At 65.2% G+C, this 21,832-nt stretch carries 17 protein-coding genes; 10 read left to right on the top strand and 7 right to left on the bottom strand.

Translation table 11 applies throughout. The annotated features are described in order from the left end of the window. Positions 1–74: 74 nt before the first annotated feature. Positions 75–1,151, bottom strand: a complete 1,077-nt coding sequence (locus ACESMN_RS01035; RefSeq protein ID WP_373051726.1) for a putative zinc-binding metallopeptidase — start codon at positions 1,149–1,151, stop codon at positions 75–77. Positions 1,152–1,518: 367 nt separating this feature from the next. On the opposite strand from ACESMN_RS01035, the gene ACESMN_RS01030 reads away from it, so the two are divergent. Both ACESMN_RS01030 and ACESMN_RS01025 read left to right on the top strand, forming a co-directional pair. Beyond that, complete coding sequence (locus ACESMN_RS01030; RefSeq protein WP_373051725.1) at positions 1,519–1,719, top strand: dodecin family protein; 201 nt, start codon at positions 1,519–1,521, stop codon at positions 1,717–1,719. A gap of 194 nt (positions 1,720–1,913) precedes the next feature. After that, positions 1,914–2,519 (top strand): hypothetical protein, encoded by a 606-nt coding sequence (locus ACESMN_RS01025; protein WP_373051724.1) that lies wholly within the window; start codon positions 1,914–1,916, stop codon positions 2,517–2,519. An 89-nt stretch (positions 2,520–2,608) separates the two neighbouring features. Here ACESMN_RS01025 and ACESMN_RS01020 read toward each other — a convergent pair whose 3' ends face one another. Beyond that, positions 2,609–3,628 carry a sodium:calcium antiporter gene (locus ACESMN_RS01020; RefSeq protein ID WP_373051723.1) on the bottom strand — a complete coding sequence of 340 codons (1,020 nt, stop codon included), beginning with the start codon at positions 3,626–3,628 and terminating at the stop codon, positions 2,609–2,611. Positions 3,629–4,086: 458 nt separating this feature from the next. Between ACESMN_RS01020 and ACESMN_RS01015 the strand changes: the two genes are divergently transcribed. Beyond that, positions 4,087–6,330: a glycosyltransferase gene (locus ACESMN_RS01015; RefSeq protein ID WP_373051722.1), complete on the top strand. Its 2,244-nt coding sequence runs from the start codon at positions 4,087–4,089 to the stop codon at positions 6,328–6,330. On the opposite strand, the gene ACESMN_RS01010 is transcribed toward ACESMN_RS01015, so the two are convergent. Continuing rightward, complete coding sequence (locus ACESMN_RS01010; RefSeq protein WP_373051721.1) at positions 6,327–7,007, bottom strand: TVP38/TMEM64 family protein; 681 nt, start codon at positions 7,005–7,007, stop codon at positions 6,327–6,329. The two genes, ACESMN_RS01015 and ACESMN_RS01010, sit on opposite strands and share 4 nt — an antisense overlap. Positions 7,008–7,294: 287 nt before the next feature. Between ACESMN_RS01010 and ACESMN_RS01005 the strand changes: the two genes are divergently transcribed. From ACESMN_RS01005 to ACESMN_RS00995, 3 genes are all read left to right on the top strand, one after another. Further along, positions 7,295–7,582, top strand: coding sequence for a hypothetical protein (locus ACESMN_RS01005; RefSeq protein WP_373051720.1), 288 nt, complete (start codon positions 7,295–7,297; stop codon positions 7,580–7,582). Positions 7,583–7,870: 288 nt separating this feature from the next. Then, positions 7,871–8,662 (top strand): transglutaminase domain-containing protein, encoded by a 792-nt coding sequence (locus tag ACESMN_RS01000; RefSeq protein ID WP_373051719.1) that lies wholly within the window; start codon positions 7,871–7,873, stop codon positions 8,660–8,662. 390 nt (positions 8,663–9,052) lie between these two features. Beyond that, the gene (locus ACESMN_RS00995; protein WP_373051718.1) at positions 9,053–10,378 is read left to right on the top strand and encodes an acetyl-CoA carboxylase biotin carboxylase subunit family protein; all 1,326 of its coding nucleotides are present in this window, start codon (positions 9,053–9,055) and stop codon (positions 10,376–10,378) included. A 165-nt stretch (positions 10,379–10,543) separates the two neighbouring features. Here ACESMN_RS00995 and gpmA read toward each other — a convergent pair whose 3' ends face one another. Then, positions 10,544–11,293: a 2,3-diphosphoglycerate-dependent phosphoglycerate mutase gene (gene gpmA / locus ACESMN_RS00990; protein WP_373051717.1), complete on the bottom strand. Its 750-nt coding sequence runs from the start codon at positions 11,291–11,293 to the stop codon at positions 10,544–10,546. 237 nt (positions 11,294–11,530) lie between these two features. On the opposite strand from gpmA, the gene ftsH reads away from it, so the two are divergent. From ftsH to ACESMN_RS00975, 3 genes are all read left to right on the top strand, one after another. After that, positions 11,531–13,474 carry an ATP-dependent zinc metalloprotease FtsH gene (gene ftsH, locus ACESMN_RS00985; RefSeq protein WP_373051716.1) on the top strand — a complete coding sequence of 648 codons (1,944 nt, stop codon included), beginning with the start codon at positions 11,531–11,533 and terminating at the stop codon, positions 13,472–13,474. A 61-nt stretch (positions 13,475–13,535) separates the two neighbouring features. After that, positions 13,536–14,051 carry a type 1 glutamine amidotransferase domain-containing protein gene (locus tag ACESMN_RS00980; protein ID WP_373051715.1) on the top strand — a complete coding sequence of 172 codons (516 nt, stop codon included), beginning with the start codon at positions 13,536–13,538 and terminating at the stop codon, positions 14,049–14,051. Between the two features lie 262 nt (positions 14,052–14,313). After that, positions 14,314–14,601, top strand: a complete 288-nt coding sequence (locus tag ACESMN_RS00975) for a hypothetical protein (RefSeq protein WP_373051714.1) — start codon at positions 14,314–14,316, stop codon at positions 14,599–14,601. Positions 14,602–14,653: 52 nt separating this feature from the next. Here ACESMN_RS00975 and treZ read toward each other — a convergent pair whose 3' ends face one another. From treZ to glgX, 3 genes are read right to left on the bottom strand one after another with little or no spacing between them, the layout of a single operon-like run. Then, on the bottom strand, positions 14,654–16,387 hold the full coding sequence (gene treZ, locus ACESMN_RS00970; RefSeq protein ID WP_373051713.1) for a malto-oligosyltrehalose trehalohydrolase: 1,734 nt from the start codon (positions 16,385–16,387) through the stop codon (positions 14,654–14,656). Continuing rightward, positions 16,384–19,044, bottom strand: a complete 2,661-nt coding sequence (gene treY / locus ACESMN_RS00965) for a malto-oligosyltrehalose synthase (RefSeq protein ID WP_373051712.1) — start codon at positions 19,042–19,044, stop codon at positions 16,384–16,386. The genes treZ and treY overlap by 4 nt, the downstream gene beginning before the upstream one ends. Then, positions 19,034–21,211, bottom strand: coding sequence for a glycogen debranching protein GlgX (gene glgX, locus ACESMN_RS00960; protein WP_373051711.1), 2,178 nt, complete (start codon positions 21,209–21,211; stop codon positions 19,034–19,036). Before glgX ends, treY begins: the two co-directional genes overlap by 11 nt. A 221-nt stretch (positions 21,212–21,432) precedes the next feature. On the opposite strand from glgX, the gene ACESMN_RS00955 reads away from it, so the two are divergent. Then, positions 21,433–21,786 carry a hypothetical protein gene (locus tag ACESMN_RS00955; RefSeq protein WP_373051710.1) on the top strand — a complete coding sequence of 118 codons (354 nt, stop codon included), beginning with the start codon at positions 21,433–21,435 and terminating at the stop codon, positions 21,784–21,786. Positions 21,787–21,832 lie beyond the last annotated feature (46 nt).

Below are 21,832 nucleotides of genomic sequence, written 5' to 3'. Positions count from 1 at the left end.
GCGGCGCCGGTGGGAGCGGCCTCCGGCCGCGATGGGGTTCGCGGGTCGATCGTGGCGCGGGTGGGAATGGCCGCCTACCGGACTGACTGGTGGCGGATGATCCGGTGCACCAGCTGCAGCTTCTCCACCGCCGGGGGCGCAAGGACGAAGGGATAGGCGTCCTCGTGGCCCATGCTGCGGTTCAGGCTGTTCAGCGCGAAGGCGAGTGGTAGCCAGTTCTCGAGGATCGGCGCGAACTCCGTCTGACTGCAGGGATCGAATCCGTGCTCCTTGGCCATGGACTGCTGACCGGTCCCCTTCAGGCGCACGTCGACGCCGAAGGCGCGCGCGGTCTCCAGGGTATCGACGATGTGCAGGTAGTGGGCCCACGTCTCGGCCCAGTCCTCCCAGGGATGACTGCTGGCATAGGCAGTGACGAAGCGTTCCCGCCAGCCGCGTGGCGGGCCCTCGGCATGATGGCGCTGCAGTGCCTGCCGGTAGTCCAGGGTCTCGTCGCCGAACAGCGACCGGAAGTCGCTGAGCCATTCGCGGTCCCGAACCAGCCGGTCCCAGTAGTAATGCCCGGATTCGTGGCGGAAGTGTCCGAGAAGCGTCCGGTACGGCTCTGCCATGTCCTTGCGCATTTGCTCCCGGGCTGCAGGGTCGGCCTCGGCGATGTTCAGGGTGATCAGGCCGTCGGCGTGTCCGGTGAGCACGCGCTGCTGCTCATTGAACGCCGGATCCGGGTCGGCCAGGAAATCGAAGGCCATTCCCTTGGGATCCCGGTGCCTCGGCTGCACCGGCAGGTCCAGGCGGAGCAGGCTGTAGACCAGGCGTCGCTTCTGGGTTTCCAGCCGCTGCCAGAGGGTCTGGTTGCCCGCAACGGTCAGGTCCGGGATGGTGCGGTTCAGTCGGCAGGACACGCAGAGCGGATCCGGATCCCGTTCCGGGATCATCCAGTTGCAGACCTCGTACTGCGCCGAATTGGCGCAGGCCCGATAGATGGCGTCCTCAGGCGATGCCAGGGCACGCCAGAGACCCTGCGCCGTGCCTTCGAGCGCGGAGACCTCCATGCGGTCGGGGAGAAAGCCCAGGGTATGTCCACAGCGGACGCAACGGACGTTCTCGAAATAGACGTGCTGGCCACAGTGCTGGCAGGCATAGAGTCTCATGATGCTCCGGGATCGGGGAGGGTCGCGATTCGGGCAAATATAGCAGGCTCATCAACCTGCGCAGGAGGCCAGCCCCGGTCCTGCGATCCTGCAAGGCAGGCCGATCCGCGACAGGATTCGCCGGCCACGGAGGTCGGCTTCGGCACAGCTCCCGAACAGGGGGCTCACCATGCCGCGGCATGCCGGCAGTTCAGTGAGGTCGCCATGTTGGTCTTCCCGGATGGGTCCGATTACCTAGGGAAAAACATGGCTGGACGCACTCCCGGGAGCCCACTATGTTCATGGGTACGGCGGCAGCCGCCGGATCGTCGGTCCGGCAACGCTGTGACGTCGGCGCATCCCTGCAAAAAATCTGAGGAGAAATCTCATGACAGTCGCAAAGGTTACTGAAATAACGGCCGAATCGACCAAAAGCTTCGAGGATGCGATTCAACAGGGACTCGACCGGGCCTCCACCAGCCTGCACGGTATCAAGGGCGCCTGGGTGAAGGAGCAGAAGGTGACGGTCGAGAATGGAAAGATCGCGGGTTACCGTGTTGACCTCAAGGTCACATTCATACTGGACTGAACGAGCCCGCCCAGAGGGCCGGGCTCCCTCTCTATCGGTCGCGGGCAATCGGCCGCCCCAGGCCGAAAGACGCCGAAGCCGCTGTTGAGCCTGTGGCGCATGGGGCCGCACGCGCGCCGGCCCCCGCCCGCGTCGTGCTACAAGCCAGACGGACTGCCGTCGCCCAGGCGGTTGTGCGGACGTGGCCTCTCGTGATGATTCCCTGGTGGTTCAAGTTCGCCTATCTGGCCTTCGTAGCCGTTCTGGTTCCCGTCTATGCGCTGGAACACGGCTGGGTGAGCTTCCTCTGGTTCTCCAACCTGGCTCTGATCGGCGGGCTCATGGCTGCATGGCTGGAGAGCCCCCGCCTCGCCAGCATGATGCTGGTCGCCGTGCTACTGCTGGAGATGGGCTGGATCGCCGATTTCGTCGGCAGCCTCTTGCTGCTTGGGACTGCGCCCCTCGGTGGTGTGGACTATCTGTACGATCCCGGAATCGCGCTGCCTGTCCGTCTGCTGTCGCTGTATCACCTGCTGCTTCCCTTCGTGCTCCTGTGGCTGGTCTGGAGGCTGGGATATGACCGGACCGCGTGGCGGCCCTGGATCCCGATCGGACTCTCTGTGCTGGTGCTGAGCTTTCTGCTCTCGAGCCGGGAACGGAACGTGAACTGGGTGTGGGGTCCGGGCGGCGAGCCCCAGCAATGGATGCCCCCGGAGGCATGGCTGGCTCTGGTGCTGGCCTTCTGTGGCCTCGTCTGGTGGAGCACGCACATGCTGATCCTGCACGTATTGCAGCGTTGGGGGTTGCGGATAAACCGCTAGTGTCCTGAGTCAGAGGTTCGCAGCGCGCGCTGAGGAGGCGCCGATGGCCCTGTTCAGCGCCTGCCTGGTGGGCCACGGCAGTTCGCGGGCTAGCGCAGAAAGAGTGTCGCCAGGGTAATCGCATACAGTCCAAGGACCAGCGTGCTCTCGAAGCCAATGTTCCCGAAGCCGAATTTTTCGCGCCGCAGGAGTCCCATCATCAGTGTCCCGGACATCAGAATGGTGACGGCGATCCACAGCAGTTCGTCAGTGCCGAGGGAGGCATACAGCGAACCCTCGCGGTAGAGCGAGTCGGAGACGGACAGAAACAGGACATCAAACGCGTTGCCGCCGATCACATCACCGACCGCAAGAGCAAGCGCGCCGCGGCGCACCGCCGCGACGGCGATCACCAGTTCGGGGAGGGAGGTGGAAACCGCGGTGAACACACCGCCAACCACGCTCTCCTGGATTCCGAGATGAGCGGAGAGGGCGATACCGGACATGGCGATGACCCAGCCGGAGGCCGCCACCGCGGCCGCCAGCGCTGCGAACACCAGCCAGTCAACCGCTACCGCCCTCTCTCCCCGGTGCCCTTCCTCTCCCTCGGGTGGGGTTTGGCGGGTGATCCTCGGTCGCCACATGGGATGTTTGTGCGCCCGGCTCACCAGCTTGACGCCCCCGATGTACGCGATCACCAGGACGATGGATGCCGGATGCATCCACCCGATCTGGAGCTGCGGGGTGGCCATCGCGAACAGCGGGATCGCCAGCAGGGCGATCAGCAGGGCCACCTGCTGGAGGTTCGCCTCGGAGGCGGCTGCATGTTCGAGATTGGCCCGGCGGTAGACCATGTCGGCCACGGCCAGAAAGACCGTCTGGGCGGCGATGCCGCCAAGCGAATTGCTGACCGCAAGTGAGGCGTGGCCCTGGATCGCGGCGGTTCCCGAGGTCACGAGCCCCGAGAGCGACGTGGTGGCGCCGATGAACACGGCGCCCATCACGGCCTGACCCAGACCGGTCACTCGGGCAAGATACTCGGCGCGGGCGGTGATGAGCACGCCGCAGACGCCGATGACGGCCGCCGCCAGCAGGAATCCCACGAGGCTTACCGTCAGAGACAACGCCATGCGGTACACACCGTTGGTTGCGCGGGGATACCCCTGAGTGTTGCATAGATTGCTGAGCTGCGGAGCCACCTTCGGTCGCCATCGTTACCGGATGCGATGGGTGTCCGTGCGGAGGCCCGGGCTTGGTCGGGCAACCGACCGGGAACCGGCGAGGAGGCCGGCGACGGACGGCCGGTCGGGTGGGCGGGAGGTATCCTGTTTGTTCATTTCATGCCGAACCCGTCCTTGCGGCGGAGGACGAACCGCTGTTTGCTGATGTGGCGGCCACCAACAGGGTCATTGTTTTCGATGTCGATCAAGCAACGCCTGCGGCGCCGGGATTGGACCGGAGGACATTCCTCCGGTACCGGCATTGTGCCGCTCCGGAGTCTTCACGATCCTTTCGGGCCCTGTCATCCGGGGGAATCGCGGACGGCGCGACGCCGCGTCCGGGGCGGCCATGACTGCGGGGCGGCAGGGTGACCGGCAGAAGACGGCGTGCCCGCTGGCTCACGCTGCTCCACGTCGGCAACCTCGGACTGCTCGGCGTGCTGCTCCTGCACCAGGCCCATCTGCATCTTGCCCATCCCGGCTATGAATCCGTGCATGTTTCCCAGGTTCAGGAGATCCGGCAGCGGGTGGACGGACGCAGCGAATTCCGCTTCGCGGTCGTGGGTAACGTGAACAACTCGGTCCGGGTGTTCCGTGATCAGGTCGTGCCGCGTCTGAACGCCGGTCCCTATGACTTCGTGGTCTCCGCCGGTAATGCCGTCAGCGGCGGACAGGAAGAGAACTATCGGACCGTCCACCGGCTGTTCAATGCCCTGGATGCTCCTTACGTGCTGACATTCGGCCAGAACGAGCACGATGATTTCGGAAGCTTCCGCTTTTACGAGCAGTTCGGCCCCTATTTCTTCTCCTTCGTGGCCGGCGATGTGCACTTCCTCTTCCTCGATGGCACCGGCAAGAGCTCCCTGTCCTGGCAGCTGGACTGGGTCGAGCGCGAGCTGTCCGGCTCCTCGGCATCGCGCCGCCTCGTCTTCATCGGCCTGCCCGTTCACCGGAAGCTCCCGGAGACACCGGTCTTCGAGTCGGAACACTACCTCGATGCACCGGCCTTCCGCGACGCACTGGTCGGGCTCTTCGAACGTCACGGCGTCGACGTGGTGTTTTCGTCCAACCTGACCCTCTTCTCGCAGCTCGAGCGCAATGGCGTCCGGTATGTAACGACCGGCGGGGCCGGGGGGCTGATCGTCGACAGCGAATCGAGCTTCCATCACTTCGTCGACGTGGGGATTTCCGCCGACGGCATCACCATTGAGCCGATCCGCCTGGACCTGCACCTGCCTGCCTGGCAACGCAGGCTGGATGGTCTCTGGAACGCGATCTACTCGTTCTTCTATGTCAGCTACACCCGCTTCCTGCTGCTCGTCAGTGCACTCGTGCTGCTCGCGCTGTACCTGCATCGCCTGCTGGTCGAGGATCGCGATTACTATCCGGACTTCGACGTTGACCCCGCCCCGTACCAGGGACGTTCGCTGCGTGTCGGCATGTATTCCAACAACTACTTCCCCTTCGTCTCCGGCGTGACGGTTTCCGTGGAGCGGCTGCGCCGCGGTCTGGACGCGCTTGGCGATCGGGTCCTGCTGATCGTGCCCCGGTATTCCGACCCATGCGTGGACGATGGGGACATCGAGCGTGCGCCGACATTGATGGCCTTCGGCGAGCAGGGCGAGTTCCCGCTGTCGAATCCCCTGCGCGCGCGGCTGGGAGCCCGCCTGAGGGCCTTCGGTCCCGACGTGATCCATGTGCACCATCCGTTCTGGCTCGGTTCATTGGGGCTGTTCATGGGACGGCGATTGAAGATACCGGTGGTGTATACCTACCACACGCGACTGGAGCACTATGCCCACTTTGTACCGCTGCCGGGCCTGCTGTTCCGGAATCTGATCTCGCATTACCTGATCCGGCGTTTTGCAAACAAGTGCCAGGGAATCGTGGTGCCGACCAGCTCCGCGGAGGAGTACCTGCGCGTGATCGGCGTCAGCACCAAGACCCTGGTGCAGCCGACCGGGATCGACTTCGATCGTTATCAGCAGGTGGAGGAAGGCAGTGTGGCGAGGCTCCGTGCCAGACTCGGCATCGCGGGCGGCGAGACGGTGCTGGTGAGTGTCTCGCGACTCAGCGCCGAAAAGAACATCGAATTCATGCTCGAATCACTGGCCGGCCTCGTGTCGCGCGGAACAACGGCCTTTCGGCTCGTGCTGATTGGTGACGGGCCGGCCCGGCCACGGCTGATCCGGTTGATCGAAGATCTTGATCTTGCCGGCCGGGTGGTGCTGGCCGGTTCCGTGCCTCCGGAAGAAATGCCCCGCCATTACCGCCTCGGCGACGTCTTTGTGTTCGCTTCCAAGTCCGAGACCCAGGGCATGGTGATCCTGGAGGCGATGTCGGCCGGATTGCCTGTGGTGGCCGTGCGTTCCAGCGGTATCGCGGACGCCGTGATCGACGGAAAGAACGGCTTCAAGACGCCCGAGGATCACGACGCCTGGGCTACGCGGGTGCAATCGCTGATAGAGGACATCGAACTTCGGACCCGTTTGGGCGTTCGGGCCCGGGAGTTCGCCAGGGCCCATGACACCGCGTCCTTTGCCCGAAACATCCATGATTTCTACGCGTTGCTGCTGGCCCAGTACCATGCAGGCCGCCGGCAGGCCCACTAGCGCCGGTTGCCGAGCTTCCTGCCGTAGTTGCGCAGGCCAAGGAGGAGACCGATCGCTGCGGCCAGGCCCGCGAGTGCCCAGAACAACTCCTCGCGGCTGGCCGCGAAGATCAGCGCGCCAAGCTGGCTGCCCAGCAGCGTCACCGCGGCGAGTCCCGGTACGATGCCCAGAGTGGATCCGATCATGTAGTCACGAAAACGCAGGTGGAACGCTCCCGCCAGCATGTTTGTGACCGTGAACGGAGCCACTGGCAGGAGGTTGATCCACGTCATGGTGCAGATGCCGCGGCGTATGAAGAGACGCGAGAGTCTCTGCAAGCGCCGTCCGCCGTAGACCACGACGGCTTCACGACCGAGTCGGCGGCCAATCCAGTAGGAAACGACCGACGAGGTCAGGGTGCCGAGGGTGGCGTAGAAGAACCCCCAGGTCGGACCGAACAGCAATGCCGTCAGGACCACCATCAGGGTCAGCGGAAACATCATCAGCAGGGCGGCCGCGTAGGCTGCCATGATCCCGGGGACAAGCCAGGGGTTGTCGCGCCAGTCGGCAACGGACGCAAACCATCCCCGGAGGTTGTCGACGGTCAATACCTGCTCGATTGCGAGCCACTGCCACAGCAGTCCGAGTGCAAGCAAGATGACCGCCGCACCAAGCACGTTTACCAGTGGACGTGACATCGGACGCTCCGGCCAGCGATGAAAAGAGGCCTGTGAGGCGGCTCGGTTCGGCGCCCTCCGTCGCCGATGCGGCGCTGCACGGAAGATCACCATAAATACCAAGGATGCCGCAGCCGCCACGACCTTGTCACGATACCGCAATGTGATCGGTGCAAATGAGGGAGGCTTCGAACGGACGGATCCATCGATGTTTCTTCGACCCGTCGGTTGCGGTCTCGAATGGACTATGATCTGCGCAGGCGCGGCCTCACCCTGGCGGCGATTCCTGTGATCCAAAGGAGGCAACGATGAGCGATCGAGACGCGTACGTGGAGAAGATGAAGGCGAGGATCGACCAGTGGAACGCCGACCTGGCCCAGCTCGAGGCCCGTTCGCGCGAGGCCGAGGCGGATATGCGGGCGAAATACGACGAGCAGATCAAGGAGCTGCGGGAAGATCGGGAGCGCGCTGAGGAGCGGTTGAAGGAGCTTCAGCAGGCCAGCGAGGATTCCTGGAAGCGCTTGCGCGACGGCATGGAGTCGGCCTGGGACGAGATGGCCAAGGCGTTCCGGGAGGCCTGGGAACGCTTCCGTTGAGATGACGCTGTTTGACCCGGGTCGCCATGGCCCGCATGGGATCATTCCGACCGGGAAGGAAGCCTGAGGCGGGAGCGGGCGGGGCGGCCGCAGGATGGAAATGCGCGCGCCGGATCGATAGCCTGAACCCAATGGTGCATCACGGTGCGCGGCTGGTTCCGACCCGTGTGCCACCACTGGCCTGCGGCACCGCGGGGTAGGGCGCGAAACGGCTTGTGCCCACCATCGGCCACGGCATCCTGGCCGGCGCCGGCAGGTTCGCGAACGACGACCGTCACGGGAGGGCACATGTGGTTGCGGGTCAGTTGCAGGCTTGAAATGGCGTTCGATGTCCCGAGCCCGATGATCCTGCTCCTGCGTCCACGGAGCGATTCGAGACAGTGGGTCGCGCGCGACTACTATGCGGTCTGGCCGCCCCTGCCGATCCACGAATACACGGACATCTACGGCAACCGGTGCCAGCGCCTGCTGAGCCCGGCGGGTCGGTTTCAGCTGGAGGTGTCCTCGGATGTCCATGTTGCCCCGGGGATCGAGCGGCGGCCGGGTGCGCCGTTCGTCGAGGTGCAGGAACTGCCCGTGGACGTCCTCACCTGCCTGGCGCCGAGCCGCTATTGCGAGTCCGATCGGCTCGGCGGACTGGCGACCCGGATTGCGGGCCGACGCCGCCCCGGATACGAGCAGGTGCAGGCCATCACGGAGTGGATCCACAGGACGCTGGAATATCGCACCAACTCGCATCCGGTCCCGATCTCCGCGGAGGAGGTGCTGGAACGGGGTCACGGAGTGTGCCGGGACTTCGCTCATGTGGGCATCGCGCTTTGCCGCAGCCTGAGCATCCCTGCACGGATCACCGTTGGCTACCTCCACCGCCTGGAGCCGATGGATTTGCATGCCTGGTTCGAGGCCTTTCTGGATGGCGAGTGGTACGTCTTCGACCCCACGCGGGCCACGCTGAGCGGTGGGCGGGTCTGTCTGGCCCATGGCCGGGACGCGGCCGATGTGCCGGTCTTCACGCAATTCGGTCCGCCGGTGTTCCCGACGCGGATGGATGTGACCGTGGATGAGGTCCCGGGACCGTGAGACTGCGGGGCCTGGCCGCCGGAGGCCTCTGCGCCGGGGATCGCCACGTCCCGCCACGCTGCGCTGGCGGCTAAAGGCTGCGCGCCTGGCGGTGACGGCGCCGATCCGCATGTTCGGGGCCGCGGAGCCTTCGTGCCCATCGGGACTCGCCTTGCGCGTCGGTTCGCTGCCGGTGGCCACGCCGAAAGGGCGTATTCTTACCTATTTACAAAATTGCAAAATTCGGGTTGCCAAGCGGAAGCTCGTGATCCCGTTACAGCCATACCCAGTCATACTATAATAGAGGAAAATGGAGCCCCGGCTGGCGCGCAATGCGGTCCGGCCGGTGTTTATCGTCCCGTGCCCGGGGACGATCCGTTGCCATCCGACATCATCCACTCAGGAGTCGATGTGTCAAAGAACATTTTCATTATCGGGGCCGACTGGTTCAACATGCAGAAGGTCAGAAAGGTCGAGATTGATGCCGAGTTCAAACTCCACGAACTCCTCAGTTTCGACGAAGTAAAGGGAAAGGGTTTCTATCCGGTAGAGGAGTGTCTCGCGAAGGCAAAGGAGCGTCTTCAGGAATTCGACGGTTCAATCGATGCGATCATCGGCTACTGGGACTTTCCGGTCACCACCATTGTGCCGATCCTCTGCCGCGAGTACGGACTTCCCTCGCCGTCGCTTGAAAGCGTGCTGCGGTGCGAACACAAGTACTGGAGCCGGCTTGAGCAGCGCAAGGTGATCCCGGACATGACCCCGCGCTTCGACGTGGTGGATCCGTTCGACGATGCGGCGGTCAACGCCATCGACGTGCCCTTCCCGTTCTGGATCAAGCCGGTCAAGGGGACGGATTCACTGCTCGCCTTCAAGGTGCGCAACCGCCGCGAACTGGATCACGCAATCGACCGGATCCGGGCGCGGATCGACCGGATCGGGAGACCCTTCGACCAGATCCTCGCGCATGCGGATCTGCCCCCGGAAATCGCGGGCATCGGTGGCCACCACTGCATCATCGAGGAGTCCGTTGGCGGTCGCCAGTGCACGATCGAGGGTTATGTCTTTGGCGGCGAGCCGCGGCATCACGGCATCATCGATTCGATCAACTACCCGAAGCGCTCATCCTTCCTTCGCTATCAGTATCCATCGATCCTGCCGAAGCGGGTCAAGAGCAGGATCAGTGAAGCGACGAACCGGCTCCTGCCACACCTGGGCTACGACAATGCCACCTATAACGTGGAGTATTTTTACCAGCCGAAGAGCGAGCAACTGACATTGCTGGAGATCAATCCCCGCCTGTCGCAATCACACGCCGACATGTTCGAAAAGGTGGATGGGGCATCCAATTTCCAGATCATGCTGGAACTGGCCCTGGGAAGGGAACCCGATTTCCCGTTGCGCCGCGGCCGTTACGGTTGCGCGGCGAAGTTTCACGTGCGCGTGTTCGAGGATGGAATCGTCTCGCACGCGCCTGACGCCTCCGACATCCAGCGCATAGAGCAGGAGTTTCCCGAGACGCGGATCGAGCTCAAGGTCCGGCAGGGAACACGATTGTCGGAGATGCTGGAACAGGACAGCTACAGCTACGACATCGCCCATGTCCATACAGGCGCCCGCGACCGGAAGGCGCTGCTGGAAAAATACAATCACATCCTGGAGGCGCTGCACTTCGAGTTCGAGCCGGTGCCCGAGGAATCGGCCGAGGCCCCCGAGGTGATGGAGATCTCGGCCTGAGGTCGGGTGCCCGTGCAGAACGAGACAGCGAGCATGCGCGGCCCGACCTGTCTCGTCTCGGCGGGCAGGTACCGGCATGCCGGCAAGAATGATCATCGCGGCGGAGGCTGCCTCCGCAATATTGGAGCCCGTTCCATGTACGCGAGAGCGGGTCCTGCAGACGGATCAATGATCCGAATCCATGCGGCGGGCGATGTCGCTTGGCAGTTCCTGGTCATCCGTGAGTCCGCCGATGTATCGGCTCGAACGCGGCCGCAGGTCTTCGTCGAGGTCATAGAGGAGCGGGACTCCGACCGGGATTTCCACGTGAGGGATGACCTCGTCCGGGATCGCATCGAGCATCTTCACCATGCCCCGGATGGAGTTGCCGTGGGCGGAGACCAGCGGCGTACGGCCCCTCTTCAGAGCCTGCATCACGGGGCCCTCCCAGGCCGGTTGCATGCGCGACACGGTATCCTGCAGGCTCTCGCCGCGGGGCAGCCGCTTCCGGGCGACCTCGGCATAGCGCGGATCGTGCCCGGGAAAACGGGGGTCCTCCAGATCCAGCTGGGGCGGCCGTACGTCCCAGGAGCGGCGCCATGCGTGCACCTGCTCCTCGCCCGCCAGATCCGCCATCTCGCCCTTGTCGAAGCCCTGCAGCGCGCCGTAGTGGCGTTCGTTGAGACGCCAGTCGCGCACCACTGGCAGCCAGGCGAGTTCCATCTCATCCAGGGCGATCCACAGGGTCCGGATCGCCCGGATCTGGACCGAGGTGAAGCACAGGTCGGGCGTCAGGGCCGCGGCCGTCAGCGCAGTGGCGGCATCGGCCGCCTGCTGCCTGCCGGTGTCGGTCAGGTCGACGTCGGTCCAGCCGGTGAAGAGGTTGGCACGGTTCCACGAGCTTTCTCCGTGCCGCAAAAGGATCAGTTGGGGCATGGTGGGTTCCTCCCGTGGCTGGAAGCGCCGGGGACCGCCGGCTGTTGCCCGTTTCCGGGCCGTGGTCCGGTCCCTGCCGGTGGTGGGTATCCGCGCCATCCCCGCGCAGGCCGTTGCCGGCGACCGGACGGTCAGGCGGCCGCTGGTGCGGCGGAGCATGGAACATGATGAAGCGACGATTGACCTATCAGTATAGAGGCAATCATCGATCCGGTTCGGAGTAGGAGACGCGCGAGGATGAATCAGGGGCGCGAGCAAAATCCGCGGGGGGACTCGAAGAGCGGACCCGGATGGGGTCGTGACGGGGATCGCGGGAATCGGGAAGGCGCCCGCAACGGCCTATGGGAGAAATGGCTGATCTTCGTCTGGCTCTCTCTCGCGGTCCTCCTGGCCCTGAACTGGATCGACGAGCGCGATCGGCTTGAACACACGGTACTGACCTACAGCGAGTTCCTGCGCGCGCTCGAGGCGGGGCACGTGGGCACAGTGACGCTTCGCGGCCAGAACATACGGGGCGAACTGACGGAATCGGGCCGCGAGGCGCTGGAGGTGGAGGACCCCGGTTCCTTCGAGACGGTGCGACCGGAACTGGCGGGCGAGGCCCTGCTGCAGAGGCTGCAGGAACTCGACATCGATATCGCGGCGGAACCCGTGGAGCGGCCGTGGTGGCAGCAGATGGTGATCCGGGCCCTGCCGTTTCTGCTGCTGCTGGCCCTGCTGGTGTGGTTCTGGGGCCGCATGCAGCAGCGGGCGATGAGCGGGGGTGGCGGTGCGTTCGGATTCGGGAAGTCCACCGCGAAACGGGTTCGCAGCGAGGATAGCGACACCCGCATGGATGACGTCGCGGGATCCGAGAATGCGAAGAAGGAGATCACCGAGGTGGTGGAATTCCTGAAGGAACCCGCCCGCTTCCGCGAGCTCGGGGCACGCATTCCGCGCGGCATCCTGATGATGGGGCCGCCGGGCACCGGCAAGACACTGCTCGCCCGGGCGGTGGCGGGCGAGGCGGGTGTTCCGTTCTTCAGCATCAGCGGCTCGGAGTTCATCGAGATGTTCGTGGGCATGGGGGCCTCGCGGGTTCGGGACCTGTTCAAGCAGGCCAAGGAGGCGGCGCCGTCGGTGGTCTTCATCGACGAACTCGACGCCATCGGGCGCTCCCGGGGTGCCGGCATGGGCGGCGGACACGACGAACGGGAGCAGACGCTGAACCAGATCCTGTCGGAGATGGACGGCTTTGAGGGCGAGGAGTCGGTGGTCGTGCTCGCGGCGACCAATCGCCCGGACGTGCTGGACAAGGCCCTGCTCCGGCCCGGCCGCTTCGATCGCAAGATCACCCTGGATAAGCCGCACCGGGAGGCGCGCCGGGACATCCTGAAGGTGCACACGAAGTCGATCCCGCTCGCGGATGACGTGGACCTCGACCGTCTTGCCGCGGGGACCATCGGACTCTCGGGTGCGGACCTGCGCAACCTAGCCAACGAGGCCGCGTTGTTTGCGGGGCGCCGGGGGCTCAAGCAGGTGGACTGGGCCTGCTTCTCCGATGCACGGGACCGCATCCTTCTTGGTGAAACCCGCGAGCACGGGCTGTCGGACCGGGATCGCCAGATCGTCGCGTACCACGAGTCGGGACACGCCCTGCTGGCATACCTCCTGCCTCGGGCCGATGCGCTCGAAAAGGTGACCGTGATCCCGCGCGGCCGTGCGCTGGGGGTGACGGCCCAGGTGCCCGAGGAGGAGCGGTACAACTTCAACGAGTCCTATCTCCGCGACAAGATCGCGGTGATGTTCGGCGGGCGTCTGGCGGAATCGATCGTCTTCAACGAGCTGAGCAACGGAGCGGAAAACGACCTGCGCGAGGCCACGCGCCTCGCCCGCAGGATGATTGCGCACTGGGGCATGAGTGAGCGCCTGGGTCCGGTGGCATTTCCCCAGCAGCAGGAGGAGGTCTTTCTCGGGCGGGAACTGGGCCAGCAGCGCGAGCACAGCGAGTCCACCGCGACTGCGATTGACGAGGAGGTCAGAAAACTGCTGGTCGACATCGAGGCCGGTGCGAGAGAGACCCTGGAGAAATACCGGGGCGCACTGGAGGCGCTTGCCCAGGCCCTGAAGGAGCGCGAAACCCTGGAGGTGGAAGAGATCCGGGAGATGCTGAAGGGCAGGGTACGGGAAGGGCAGGCCTGAATCTCCCGCGCCGCGGCCCTCGCGATGTCCCTGATGAAAACCAATGTCTGGAGACAGCATCATGAGCCTTGACGACAAGCACGTCGCCATCCTTGTCGAGGATGGTTACCAGGAACTGGAACTGCACTATCCGCGCTTGCGCATGCTCGAGGCCGGGCTGCGGGTCTCGGTCGTGGGCGCCGGCAAACCGGAATACGCGAGTGCCAAGGGCTACACGGTGAAGGCGGACGTCAGCGCCGACGAGGTCGATGCAAACGGCATCGATGCACTGATCATTCCCGGCGGCATGGCCCCGGACAGGATGCGCCGGCATCGCGCGATGGTCGACCTGGTGCGTGCCGTGCATGAGCGCAACAGGCCGGTAGCCTGGATCTGCCACGGGGGCTGGATGGCGGTATCGGCAGACATCCTGCGCGGGCGGCACGCGACCTCTTTCCATTCGATCCGAGACGACATGATCAACGCCGGCGCCGAGTGGAGTGACGAGGAGGTCGTCGAGGACGGCAACCTGCTGAGCAGCCGCACGCCGGACGACCTGCCCGCCTTCTGCCGGGCCCTGCTTGAAAGACTCCGGTGATGCCGGGGGCAGGGGGGATAAGCACGGGATTCACGGGGGCTGATTTACGACGATTAACGGCGATTAACGATTAACGGGGACAGATTTATAAATCTGTCCCCGGCGGGGCCGGTCCCTGGCGGCCGCCGGGGGGCAGAGGCCCTCTACCAGCGCTTCGGCCCTGGCACGTAATCATGCGTGGCCGGGACCGGGCCTTACCGCCTGCGGGCGCCAAATCCGCAGGCGTCCCAGGTACATCACAAAGAACGAGGAGAGCGACGCGATGGGTGAACGAGAGGAATACGTTGAGAAGATGAAGGCGAAGATCGAGGAGTGGAACAACGACCTGGCAAAGCTGGAGGCGAAGGCCAAGGAGGCCGATGCCGAGATGCGTGCAAAGTACGATCAGCAGATCAAGGAGCTGCGCGAACAGCGCGATGAGGCCGAGGAGCGGCTTCATGAGGTCCGGGAGGCGAGCGAAGACTCGTGGAAGAAGTTGCGCGAAGGAATGGAGTCGGCCTGGGACGACATGGTGAAGGCGGTCCGGGACGCATCCGACCGCTTCCGGTAGACCGGCGGGCAGACCCCGGATCCTTGTCGCCCCACAAAGGCGCAGGGAAGGCTCAGGCGAGGATCGCCGCGCACTCTCCGGGGAGCTGGAGGGTGGTGCCCCGCAGCTGGATCCCGGGTGCGGAGCACAGTCGCAACGCAAGGTGTGCCACGTCCGGGGGCAGGGCCAGGGTCTGCGGCGCCTTACCCAGGTTGCAGGCCGTGACCATGCCAGAGCGCAGCAGGGCGATGCAGCGGCGGTCTTCGTCGACGGTCACCCGCAGCCGATCGAGACGGTCGTCGGCGAAGGCCGGGTGGCTGCGCCGCAGCCGGATCAGCGACCGGTGCCAGTCGAGAATCCCGGCATGGGGATCCCGCTTGCGTTCGTCCCAGTCCAGTCGTGAACGGTGGAAGCTGTCCGCGGCCTGTGGATCGGGAATGCTCTCCGGATCCCAGCCGAAGGCGGCGAATTCCTCGCGCCGCCCGCTGCGCACGGCCTCGGCGAGCCCCCGGTCCTGGTGGTCGGTGAAGTAGAGAAACGGGCTGGATGCGCCCCATTCCTCACCCTGGAAGAGCATCGGCACGAACGGGGACGTCAGCACCAGAGCGGCGCCCACCTTCAGCAGCGCCGGGGACAGCAGATGGCTGCTGCGTTCGCCGGTGGCGCGATTGCCGACCTGATCGTGGTTCTGCAGACAGCCGACGAAGCGTCGGCCCGGCACGCCGGTGGCCGGGCGCCCGTGGGTGCGTCTCCGGTAACGGGAGTAGACGCCGTCGTAGGCGAAGCCGCGGGTCAGTACCTTCGCCAGCTGCTCGAGTCTGCCGAAGTCGGCGTAGTAGCCATTGGATTCGCCGGTCAGCAATGCGTGGAGCGCGTGGTGAAAGTCCTCGTTCCACTGCGCGTCCAGTCCGTACCCGCCAATCTCCACCGGCCGTATCAGTCGCGGATCGTTGAGATCGCTCTCCGCGATCAGCACGAGTGGCCGCCCCGTGCGGCTCTCCAGCCCCCGGACCTCGTCGCAAAGCGCCTCGAGGAGGTGCACCGCGGAGGTGTCGATGATGGCGTGGACCGCGTCGATGCGCAGGCCGTCGAAGTGGTAGTCGCGCAGCCACATCAGCGCATTGTCAATGAAGAAGCGCCGGACCTCGTCGCTGTGGACGCGGTCCAGGTTCACCGCCTCGCCCCAGGGCGTGCTGTACGCGTCGGTGAAATAGGGGCCGAACTGGGCCAGATAGTTGCCGTCCGGACCGAGGTGGTTGTAGACGACGTCAAGCAGCACGGCGAGGCCGCGCCGGTGACAGGCATCGACCAGCCGCTTGAGTCCATCCGGACCGCCATAGGCGTGGTGCGGGGCGAACAGATCCACGCCGTCGTAACCCCAGCCGCGATCACCGGGAAACTCCTGTACCGGCATCAGCTCCAGGTGCGTGACGCCGAGCTCCGCCAGATGATCGAGCCGGTCGATCACCGCCTGGAAGGTCCCCGCAGGGGTGAAGGTACCGACGTGGATCTCGACCACCACCGCCGCGGCCAGAGGAGGTGCGCGCCAGCCCTGATCACTCCATTCGAAGGTCTGGTGGTCCACCCAGCGCGAAGGGCCGTGTACGCCATCGGGTTGCCAGGCCGAGCGCGGATCGGGGAACGGACCGTTGCCATTCACATGGAAGGCGTAGTCCACGCCATGAGCGAGTGCGGCGCTCTCCAGCCGCCACCAGCCGCCGTCCTGGCGTGCCATCGGCGTACGGGTTCCGGCGCATTCCAGCAGCACCTGTTCCGCTTCTGGCGCCCAGACCCTGACCGCGGTCACTGCGTGTCCTCCACCCGCTCGAGCAGCGCCAACGGGAAGGGCGCAAGCAGGTCGGCCACCAGGGCGTCTCCATCACCCTCCAGCAACGCACCCGAAAGCCGGTTCCTCCAGCGTCCCGGCGGGATGGGCAGGCGCGTGTCCTGCCAGTCGCCGGCAAGGCCCAGGACCAGCCGTGGCACCACGACCAGCACGCCGCCCCCGCGCAGGTAGGCGAGCGTGTGTCTGGACCTGGATCCTTCTGCGACCACTGGTTCATAGCCACCCGTCGGGCCGAAGGCCTGCGGGCGGTCGCGGCGCAGCGCCAGCGCCTCGCGAATGACCCACAGCTTCGGAAGCCCCTCGTCGCCGCGAGCGAGGATCTGGTCGGCGGAGAGCGTGTCGAGCTCCGCGAGCAGGCGTTGGCGCTGTTCGAAGTCCACTGGTCGCCGGTTGTCCGGATCCACCAGGCTCAGGTTCCACAGCTCCGTGCCCTGATAGATGTCCGGGACCCCGGGGGCGGTGCACTTGACCAGGGTCTGCGCGAGGCTGTTCACCCGCCCGGGCAGGATCAGCGGGGCCACGAAGGCCTCGACCATCTCCCGGAATTCGGAGTCTGCCAGCAGGTCCTGCGCGAAGTCCCGGATGGCCTGCTCGTAATCGGGATCGTTTTGCGTCCAGGTCGTGTGCTGCTTGGCCTCGCGAATCGCCTTTTCCATGTATGCGGTCAGGCGTTCGCTGTCGATCGGCCAGGCGCCCACCAGCGTCTGGTAGAGCAGGTATTCCGTCGCCGGATCGGGGCCGTGGGCCGAACGGTGCCGGGCGTTGTGTTGCATCCAGGCCCGGACGGCCCGGCCCCAGGCCTGCGGGATCTCCGACAACAGCACCAGGCGCGCGCGTACGTCCTCGCTGCGCTTGCTGTCGTGCGTGGAGCTGGCCAGCATCGCGGTCGGATGCCGGATCAGGGAATCCCGGGAGGCCCGGTGAAACGCGTCCACCGACAACCCGAATTGCCGGGGGTCGCCGCCCACCTCGTTCAGGGCCACCAGGCGATGAAACCGGTAGAAGGCGGTATCCTCCACTCCCTTGGCCATCGCCGGTCCCGTCAGTTGCTGAAAGCGCAGCGCGAGTTCGGCCTCCAGATCACCCTCGATACGCAGAAGGAGCAGGGCCTGCAGGAACTGCAGCAGCTCCTCGTCGAGATGGGGGGCCTGGAGGTGAGCGTCTTGAATCGCTGCGCGGATGTAGCGTCTGTCGGACTCCGTGACCCTGGTACCCCCCATCACGTAGGTGCGATAGACCGGAAAGGATGCCGCGACCTCAACGAGCGTCTGGTAGAGACCCTCGCGGCTGTAGTCGCGATGCCGGCGATGCCGCTCGCAGATCGTCACGAAGAGCGATGCCAGACGCTGGAGTTCGCTGCCGAGGACTTCCCAAAGGATCTGGTGCTTGCTTTCCAGGGCCACCTCCGCGAAGTCGGCGGATTCACCGGTGATCTCCTGGTACAGCGTCGTCATGGGGCCTTCGCCGGAGGGATCGACGAAGAGTCCCTGCAGACGGTTCAGAAAGTCGTAGCCCGTGGTGCCCGCGATCGGCCAGTCCTGCGGCAGTTGCTCACCAGGCTCGAGAATCTTCTCTGCGACGATCCAGGCATCCGGGCAGGTCTCGCGCAGGCGGCGGAAGTAGTCGGCCGGGTCGCGCAGCCCATCGGGGTGATCGACCCGCAGGCCGTCAACGACGCCCTCCCGTACCCACTGGATGGGCAGGGCGTGGACCGCGTCGAAGACCTCGGGGTTTTCCACACGCAGTCCAGCCAGGTCATTGATGTCGAAAAAGCGTCGGTAGCCGAGATCCTGGGCCGCGGTGGTCCACCAGGCGAGGCGGTAGTTCTGCCGGTCGATCAGCGCGTCCAGGGCATCGGGGTTCGCATTGATCCAGTCGAGCTCGACCTCGACCGCCGCGAGGGTTCCGGCGTCCTCCCGGCAGGCCTCGTCCAGCAGGCGGCGGATCACCTCCTGATCGCGCTGGCGCCGTTCCATCTGATCGCGAGAGGTGACCTGCGGACGCGGCAGGCGGGCGCAGGACTCCGCGAGGAACCCGAGCAGTTCCACGCCGCTGCGGCGGTACACGCGCTGAAGCAGCGCGAACAGCGAGGAGGGATCGACCGGGAAGCGGTGCTCGTAATAGTGAAGCGTGAACACGCCCCCGGCGTAATGCAGCTGCATTTCGCCTGCCTCGAGCACCCGTCCGTAGTGATCGCCCAGTACCGGCAACAGGACCTTGTTCGGCCAGCGCTCCTCGGACGACTCCCAGTCCACGTCGAAGTACCGCGCATAGGGGCTCGAGGGCCCGTTCTCGAGCACGTCCCACCACCAGGGGTTCTGATCGCCGGCAATGGCCATGTGATTCGGGACGATGTCCAGCACCTGTCCCATGCCGGCCGCTTCGACTGCCGCGCAGAGCCGTTGCCGCGCCGCCTCCCCCCCGAGCTCCCGGTTCACGCGGCCGGGATCGACCACATCGTAGCCGTGCGTGCTGCCCCGCGCCGCCTGCAGGAACGGCGAGAGATAGACATGGCTGACGCCCAGCTGCGCGAGATAGGGGACGACGGCGGCAGCGTCTTCGAGCGTGAAGCCGCCGTGCAGCTGCAGGCGGTAGGTGGCGACGGGTTCAGCCGTCACAGCGCAGCACCACGATGGAATGGGCCTCGACCGACAGGATGCCGCCCGGCTCGCGGATTGCGGTTTCATCGTTCCGGCCGGACAGCGTATCGAGTTCCCGAACCCAGCTGTCGGCCCAGTTGCCGTCGGGCAGCGTGAATTCCAGCGTCTCGTGAGCGGCGTTGAAGATCAGATAGAAGCTGTCGTCGGTCAGACGCTCCCCGCCCGGACCCGAAGCGATGATGGAACGGCCGTTGATGAACACGCCGAGCGACTTCGCGAAGTCCTCGCCCCAGTTCTCTTCCGCCATCTGGGCGCCATCGGGAGTGAACCAGGCGATGTCCTTCACGTCGTCGCCATGAATCGGTCGGCCCTGGAACCAGCGTCGCTGATGGAACACCGGGTGTTCGAGGCGCAGCCGGATCAATCGGCGCGTGAAGGCCAGAAGGTTCTCGTCGACGTTCTCCCAGTCGTACCAGGCGATCTCGTTATCCTGGCAGTAGGCATTGTTGTTTCCCTGCTGGGTGCGGCCGATCTCGTCACCTCCGAGGAGCATGGGGACGCCCTGTGACAGCATCAGCGTGACCAGGAAGTTCCGTTGCTGACGTTGCCGCAGGGCGTTGATCTCCGGGTCGTCCGTCGGGCCTTCCGCACCGCAGTTCCAGGAGCGGTTGTGGTCTTCACCATCCTGGTTGTCCTCGCCATTGGCCTCGTTGTGCTTCTCGTTGTAGGAGACCAGATCGCGCAGCGTGAAGCCGTCGTGCGCGGTCACGAAGTTGATGCTTGCATGCGGCCAGCGTCCGGACAGTTCGTACAGATCGGAGCTGCCGGTGAGTCGGTAGGCGAACTCTGCAAGCGTCTGGTCTTCGCCGCGCCAGAGATCGCGGACGGTGTCCCGATACTTTCCGTTCCATTCGGACCAGAGCGGCGGGAAATTGCCCACCTGGTAGCCTCCCTCGCCGATGTCCCAGGGCTCGGCGATCAGCTTGACCTGGCTGATCACCGGGTCCTGCTGGATGATGTCGAAGAATGCCGAGAGACGATCGACCTCGTGCAACTCGCGGGCGAGCGTCGACGCGAGATCGAAGCGAAAGCCGTCCACGTGCATCTCCAGCACCCAGTAGCGCAGCGAGTCCATGATCAGCTGCAGCACATGCGGATGCCGCATGTTCAGGCTGTTGCCGGTACCGGTGTAGTCCATGTAGTAGCGCGGATCGTCCGCCATCACCCGGTAGTAGGCGGTGTTGTCGATACCCTTCAGGCTCAGCATCGGACCCAGGTGGTTGCCCTCGCTGGTGTGGTTGTAGACCACGTCGAGGATCACCTCGAGCCCGGCCCGGTGCAGGGCCTTGACCATCTTCTTGAATTCCGTGACCTGGCCCATGCTGGTGCCATCGGCCGCATATTCGTTGTGAGGGGCCAGGTAGGCGATGCTGCTGTATCCCCAGTAGTTGCGCAGGCCGCGTTCCTCGAGAAAGGCGTAGTGGATGAACTGGTGGACCGGCATCAGTTCGACCGCGGTGATGCCGAGATCGGTGAGGTAGTCGATGACCTCGGGTCGGGCGAGGCCGGCGTAGGTGCCGCGCAGGTGTTCCGGGATCCCCGGGTGACGCGCGGTCAGACCCTTCACGTGGGTCTCGTAGATCACGGTCTCGTGCCACGGGATTCGGGGATGGCAGTCGTCTTCCCAGTCGAAGCCGGGATCGATCACCACCGACTTCGGTACGAAGGGGGCGCTGTCCGTATCGTTGAGGCTTCCTTCGGGATCATCGAAGTGATGCGGGAAGACCGCTTCGTCCCACTCCACGGCGCCGTCCACTGCCTTGGCATAGGGATCGAGCAGCAGCTTGGCCGGGTTGCAGCGCAGACCCCGGTCGGGATCCCACGGACCGTGAACCCGGTAGCCATAGCGCTGACCCGGGCCGACACCAGGCAGGTAGCCATGCCAGCAGAGGGCGGTGACTTCCGTCAGTTCGTGGGACGCGGTCTGCCTGCCCTCGGCGTTGAAGAGGCAGAGCTCCACGCGTTCGGCAACCTCGGAGAACAGCGCGAAGTTGGTGCCCGTTCCGTCGAAGCTGGCGCCCAGTGGATAGGGCTCACCCGGCAGCAGGGCCTGAGTGGATGGCGATTGGGTCGCGGATTCCTGTGTCACGCGGTCTCCTTGCGCCTGGTGGTGGCTTCCGGGCATGCTCGTGGCGGCAGAGGGCAGCGGCGCGGGGCGCCGGCCTGCCGGCTTCGGCCACCGTGCGCCCCGGCCGGGGTCAGAATAAGCCCGGCGCCCGCCGATGGGAATAGCTGCAGGACGGGCCGGCGACCGGTGCAGGCGGTGTGCACAGGCGCATGCGCCGGAGACGGCCGGAGACAAAACGTCTGCGCGCGACCGCGCGCGACAGTGATCAGGAGCGGATCATGACCGATGAACTGAGCGACCTCGATCTCGTGAAGTGGTACTTCAATGTCTGTAACACCGCGCTCGCGACACCCAACGCGAATGCCGTCGGCAATCTCGTCGAGTCACTGGTGTTGAAGGCGACGCCGAACAGATTCATCGCAGTGGAACTTGTCGATGACGAAGGCAGGGCACTCGGCCAGTACACCACGCGCTTCGTGGACGGCCAGTTCGGTCCGGTGGAGGAGGGAGAGCACCACCCGGAGACCCGGTTCACGCTGCGGCGCTCGTTTCTGCGGTCGGTGGTGGACCGCAGCGACGAGTACGTCGAACATCCGGAGAAGCTCGACTGGTCGTGGATGCTGCCGGTCTGAGGATGTGATCCCTCTCGGGACACGCGGTCAAACGCGGCTTCGGGAC

The sequence above is a fragment of the Thioalkalivibrio sp. genome (assembly GCF_041690275.1).
Classification (GTDB): domain Bacteria; phylum Pseudomonadota; class Gammaproteobacteria; order Ectothiorhodospirales; family Ectothiorhodospiraceae; genus Thioalkalivibrio.
The sequence above is the reverse complement of the archived record's forward strand: the minus strand, read 5'-3'. Positions and strand labels throughout refer to the sequence as shown.

Excerpts from the sequence above, each read along its gene's own strand:
- ACESMN_RS01005 (WP_373051720.1), top strand. The coding sequence starts at position 7,295 with ATGAGCGATCGAGACGCGTACGTGGAGAAGATGAAGGCGAGGATCGAC.
- ACESMN_RS00980 (WP_373051715.1), top strand. The coding sequence starts at position 13,536 with ATGAGCCTTGACGACAAGCACGTCGCCATCCTTGTCGAGGATGGTTAC.
- glgX (WP_373051711.1), bottom strand. The coding sequence starts at position 21,211 with ATGCCCGGAAGCCACCACCAGGCGCAAGGAGACCGCGTGACACAGGAA.
- ftsH (WP_373051716.1), top strand. The coding sequence starts at position 11,531 with ATGAATCAGGGGCGCGAGCAAAATCCGCGGGGGGACTCGAAGAGCGGA.
- ACESMN_RS00975 (WP_373051714.1), top strand. The coding sequence starts at position 14,314 with ATGGGTGAACGAGAGGAATACGTTGAGAAGATGAAGGCGAAGATCGAG.
- ACESMN_RS01035 (WP_373051726.1), bottom strand. The coding sequence starts at position 1,151 with ATGAGACTCTATGCCTGCCAGCACTGTGGCCAGCACGTCTATTTCGAG.
- ACESMN_RS01000 (WP_373051719.1), top strand. The coding sequence starts at position 7,871 with ATGTGGTTGCGGGTCAGTTGCAGGCTTGAAATGGCGTTCGATGTCCCG.
- gpmA (WP_373051717.1), bottom strand. The coding sequence starts at position 11,293 with ATGCCCCAACTGATCCTTTTGCGGCACGGAGAAAGCTCGTGGAACCGT.
- ACESMN_RS01020 (WP_373051723.1), bottom strand. The coding sequence starts at position 3,628 with ATGGCGTTGTCTCTGACGGTAAGCCTCGTGGGATTCCTGCTGGCGGCG.
- ACESMN_RS00955 (WP_373051710.1), top strand. The coding sequence starts at position 21,433 with ATGACCGATGAACTGAGCGACCTCGATCTCGTGAAGTGGTACTTCAAT.
- ACESMN_RS01010 (WP_373051721.1), bottom strand. The coding sequence starts at position 7,007 with ATGTCACGTCCACTGGTAAACGTGCTTGGTGCGGCGGTCATCTTGCTT.
- ACESMN_RS01025 (WP_373051724.1), top strand. The coding sequence starts at position 1,914 with ATGATTCCCTGGTGGTTCAAGTTCGCCTATCTGGCCTTCGTAGCCGTT.
- ACESMN_RS01030 (WP_373051725.1), top strand. The coding sequence starts at position 1,519 with ATGACAGTCGCAAAGGTTACTGAAATAACGGCCGAATCGACCAAAAGC.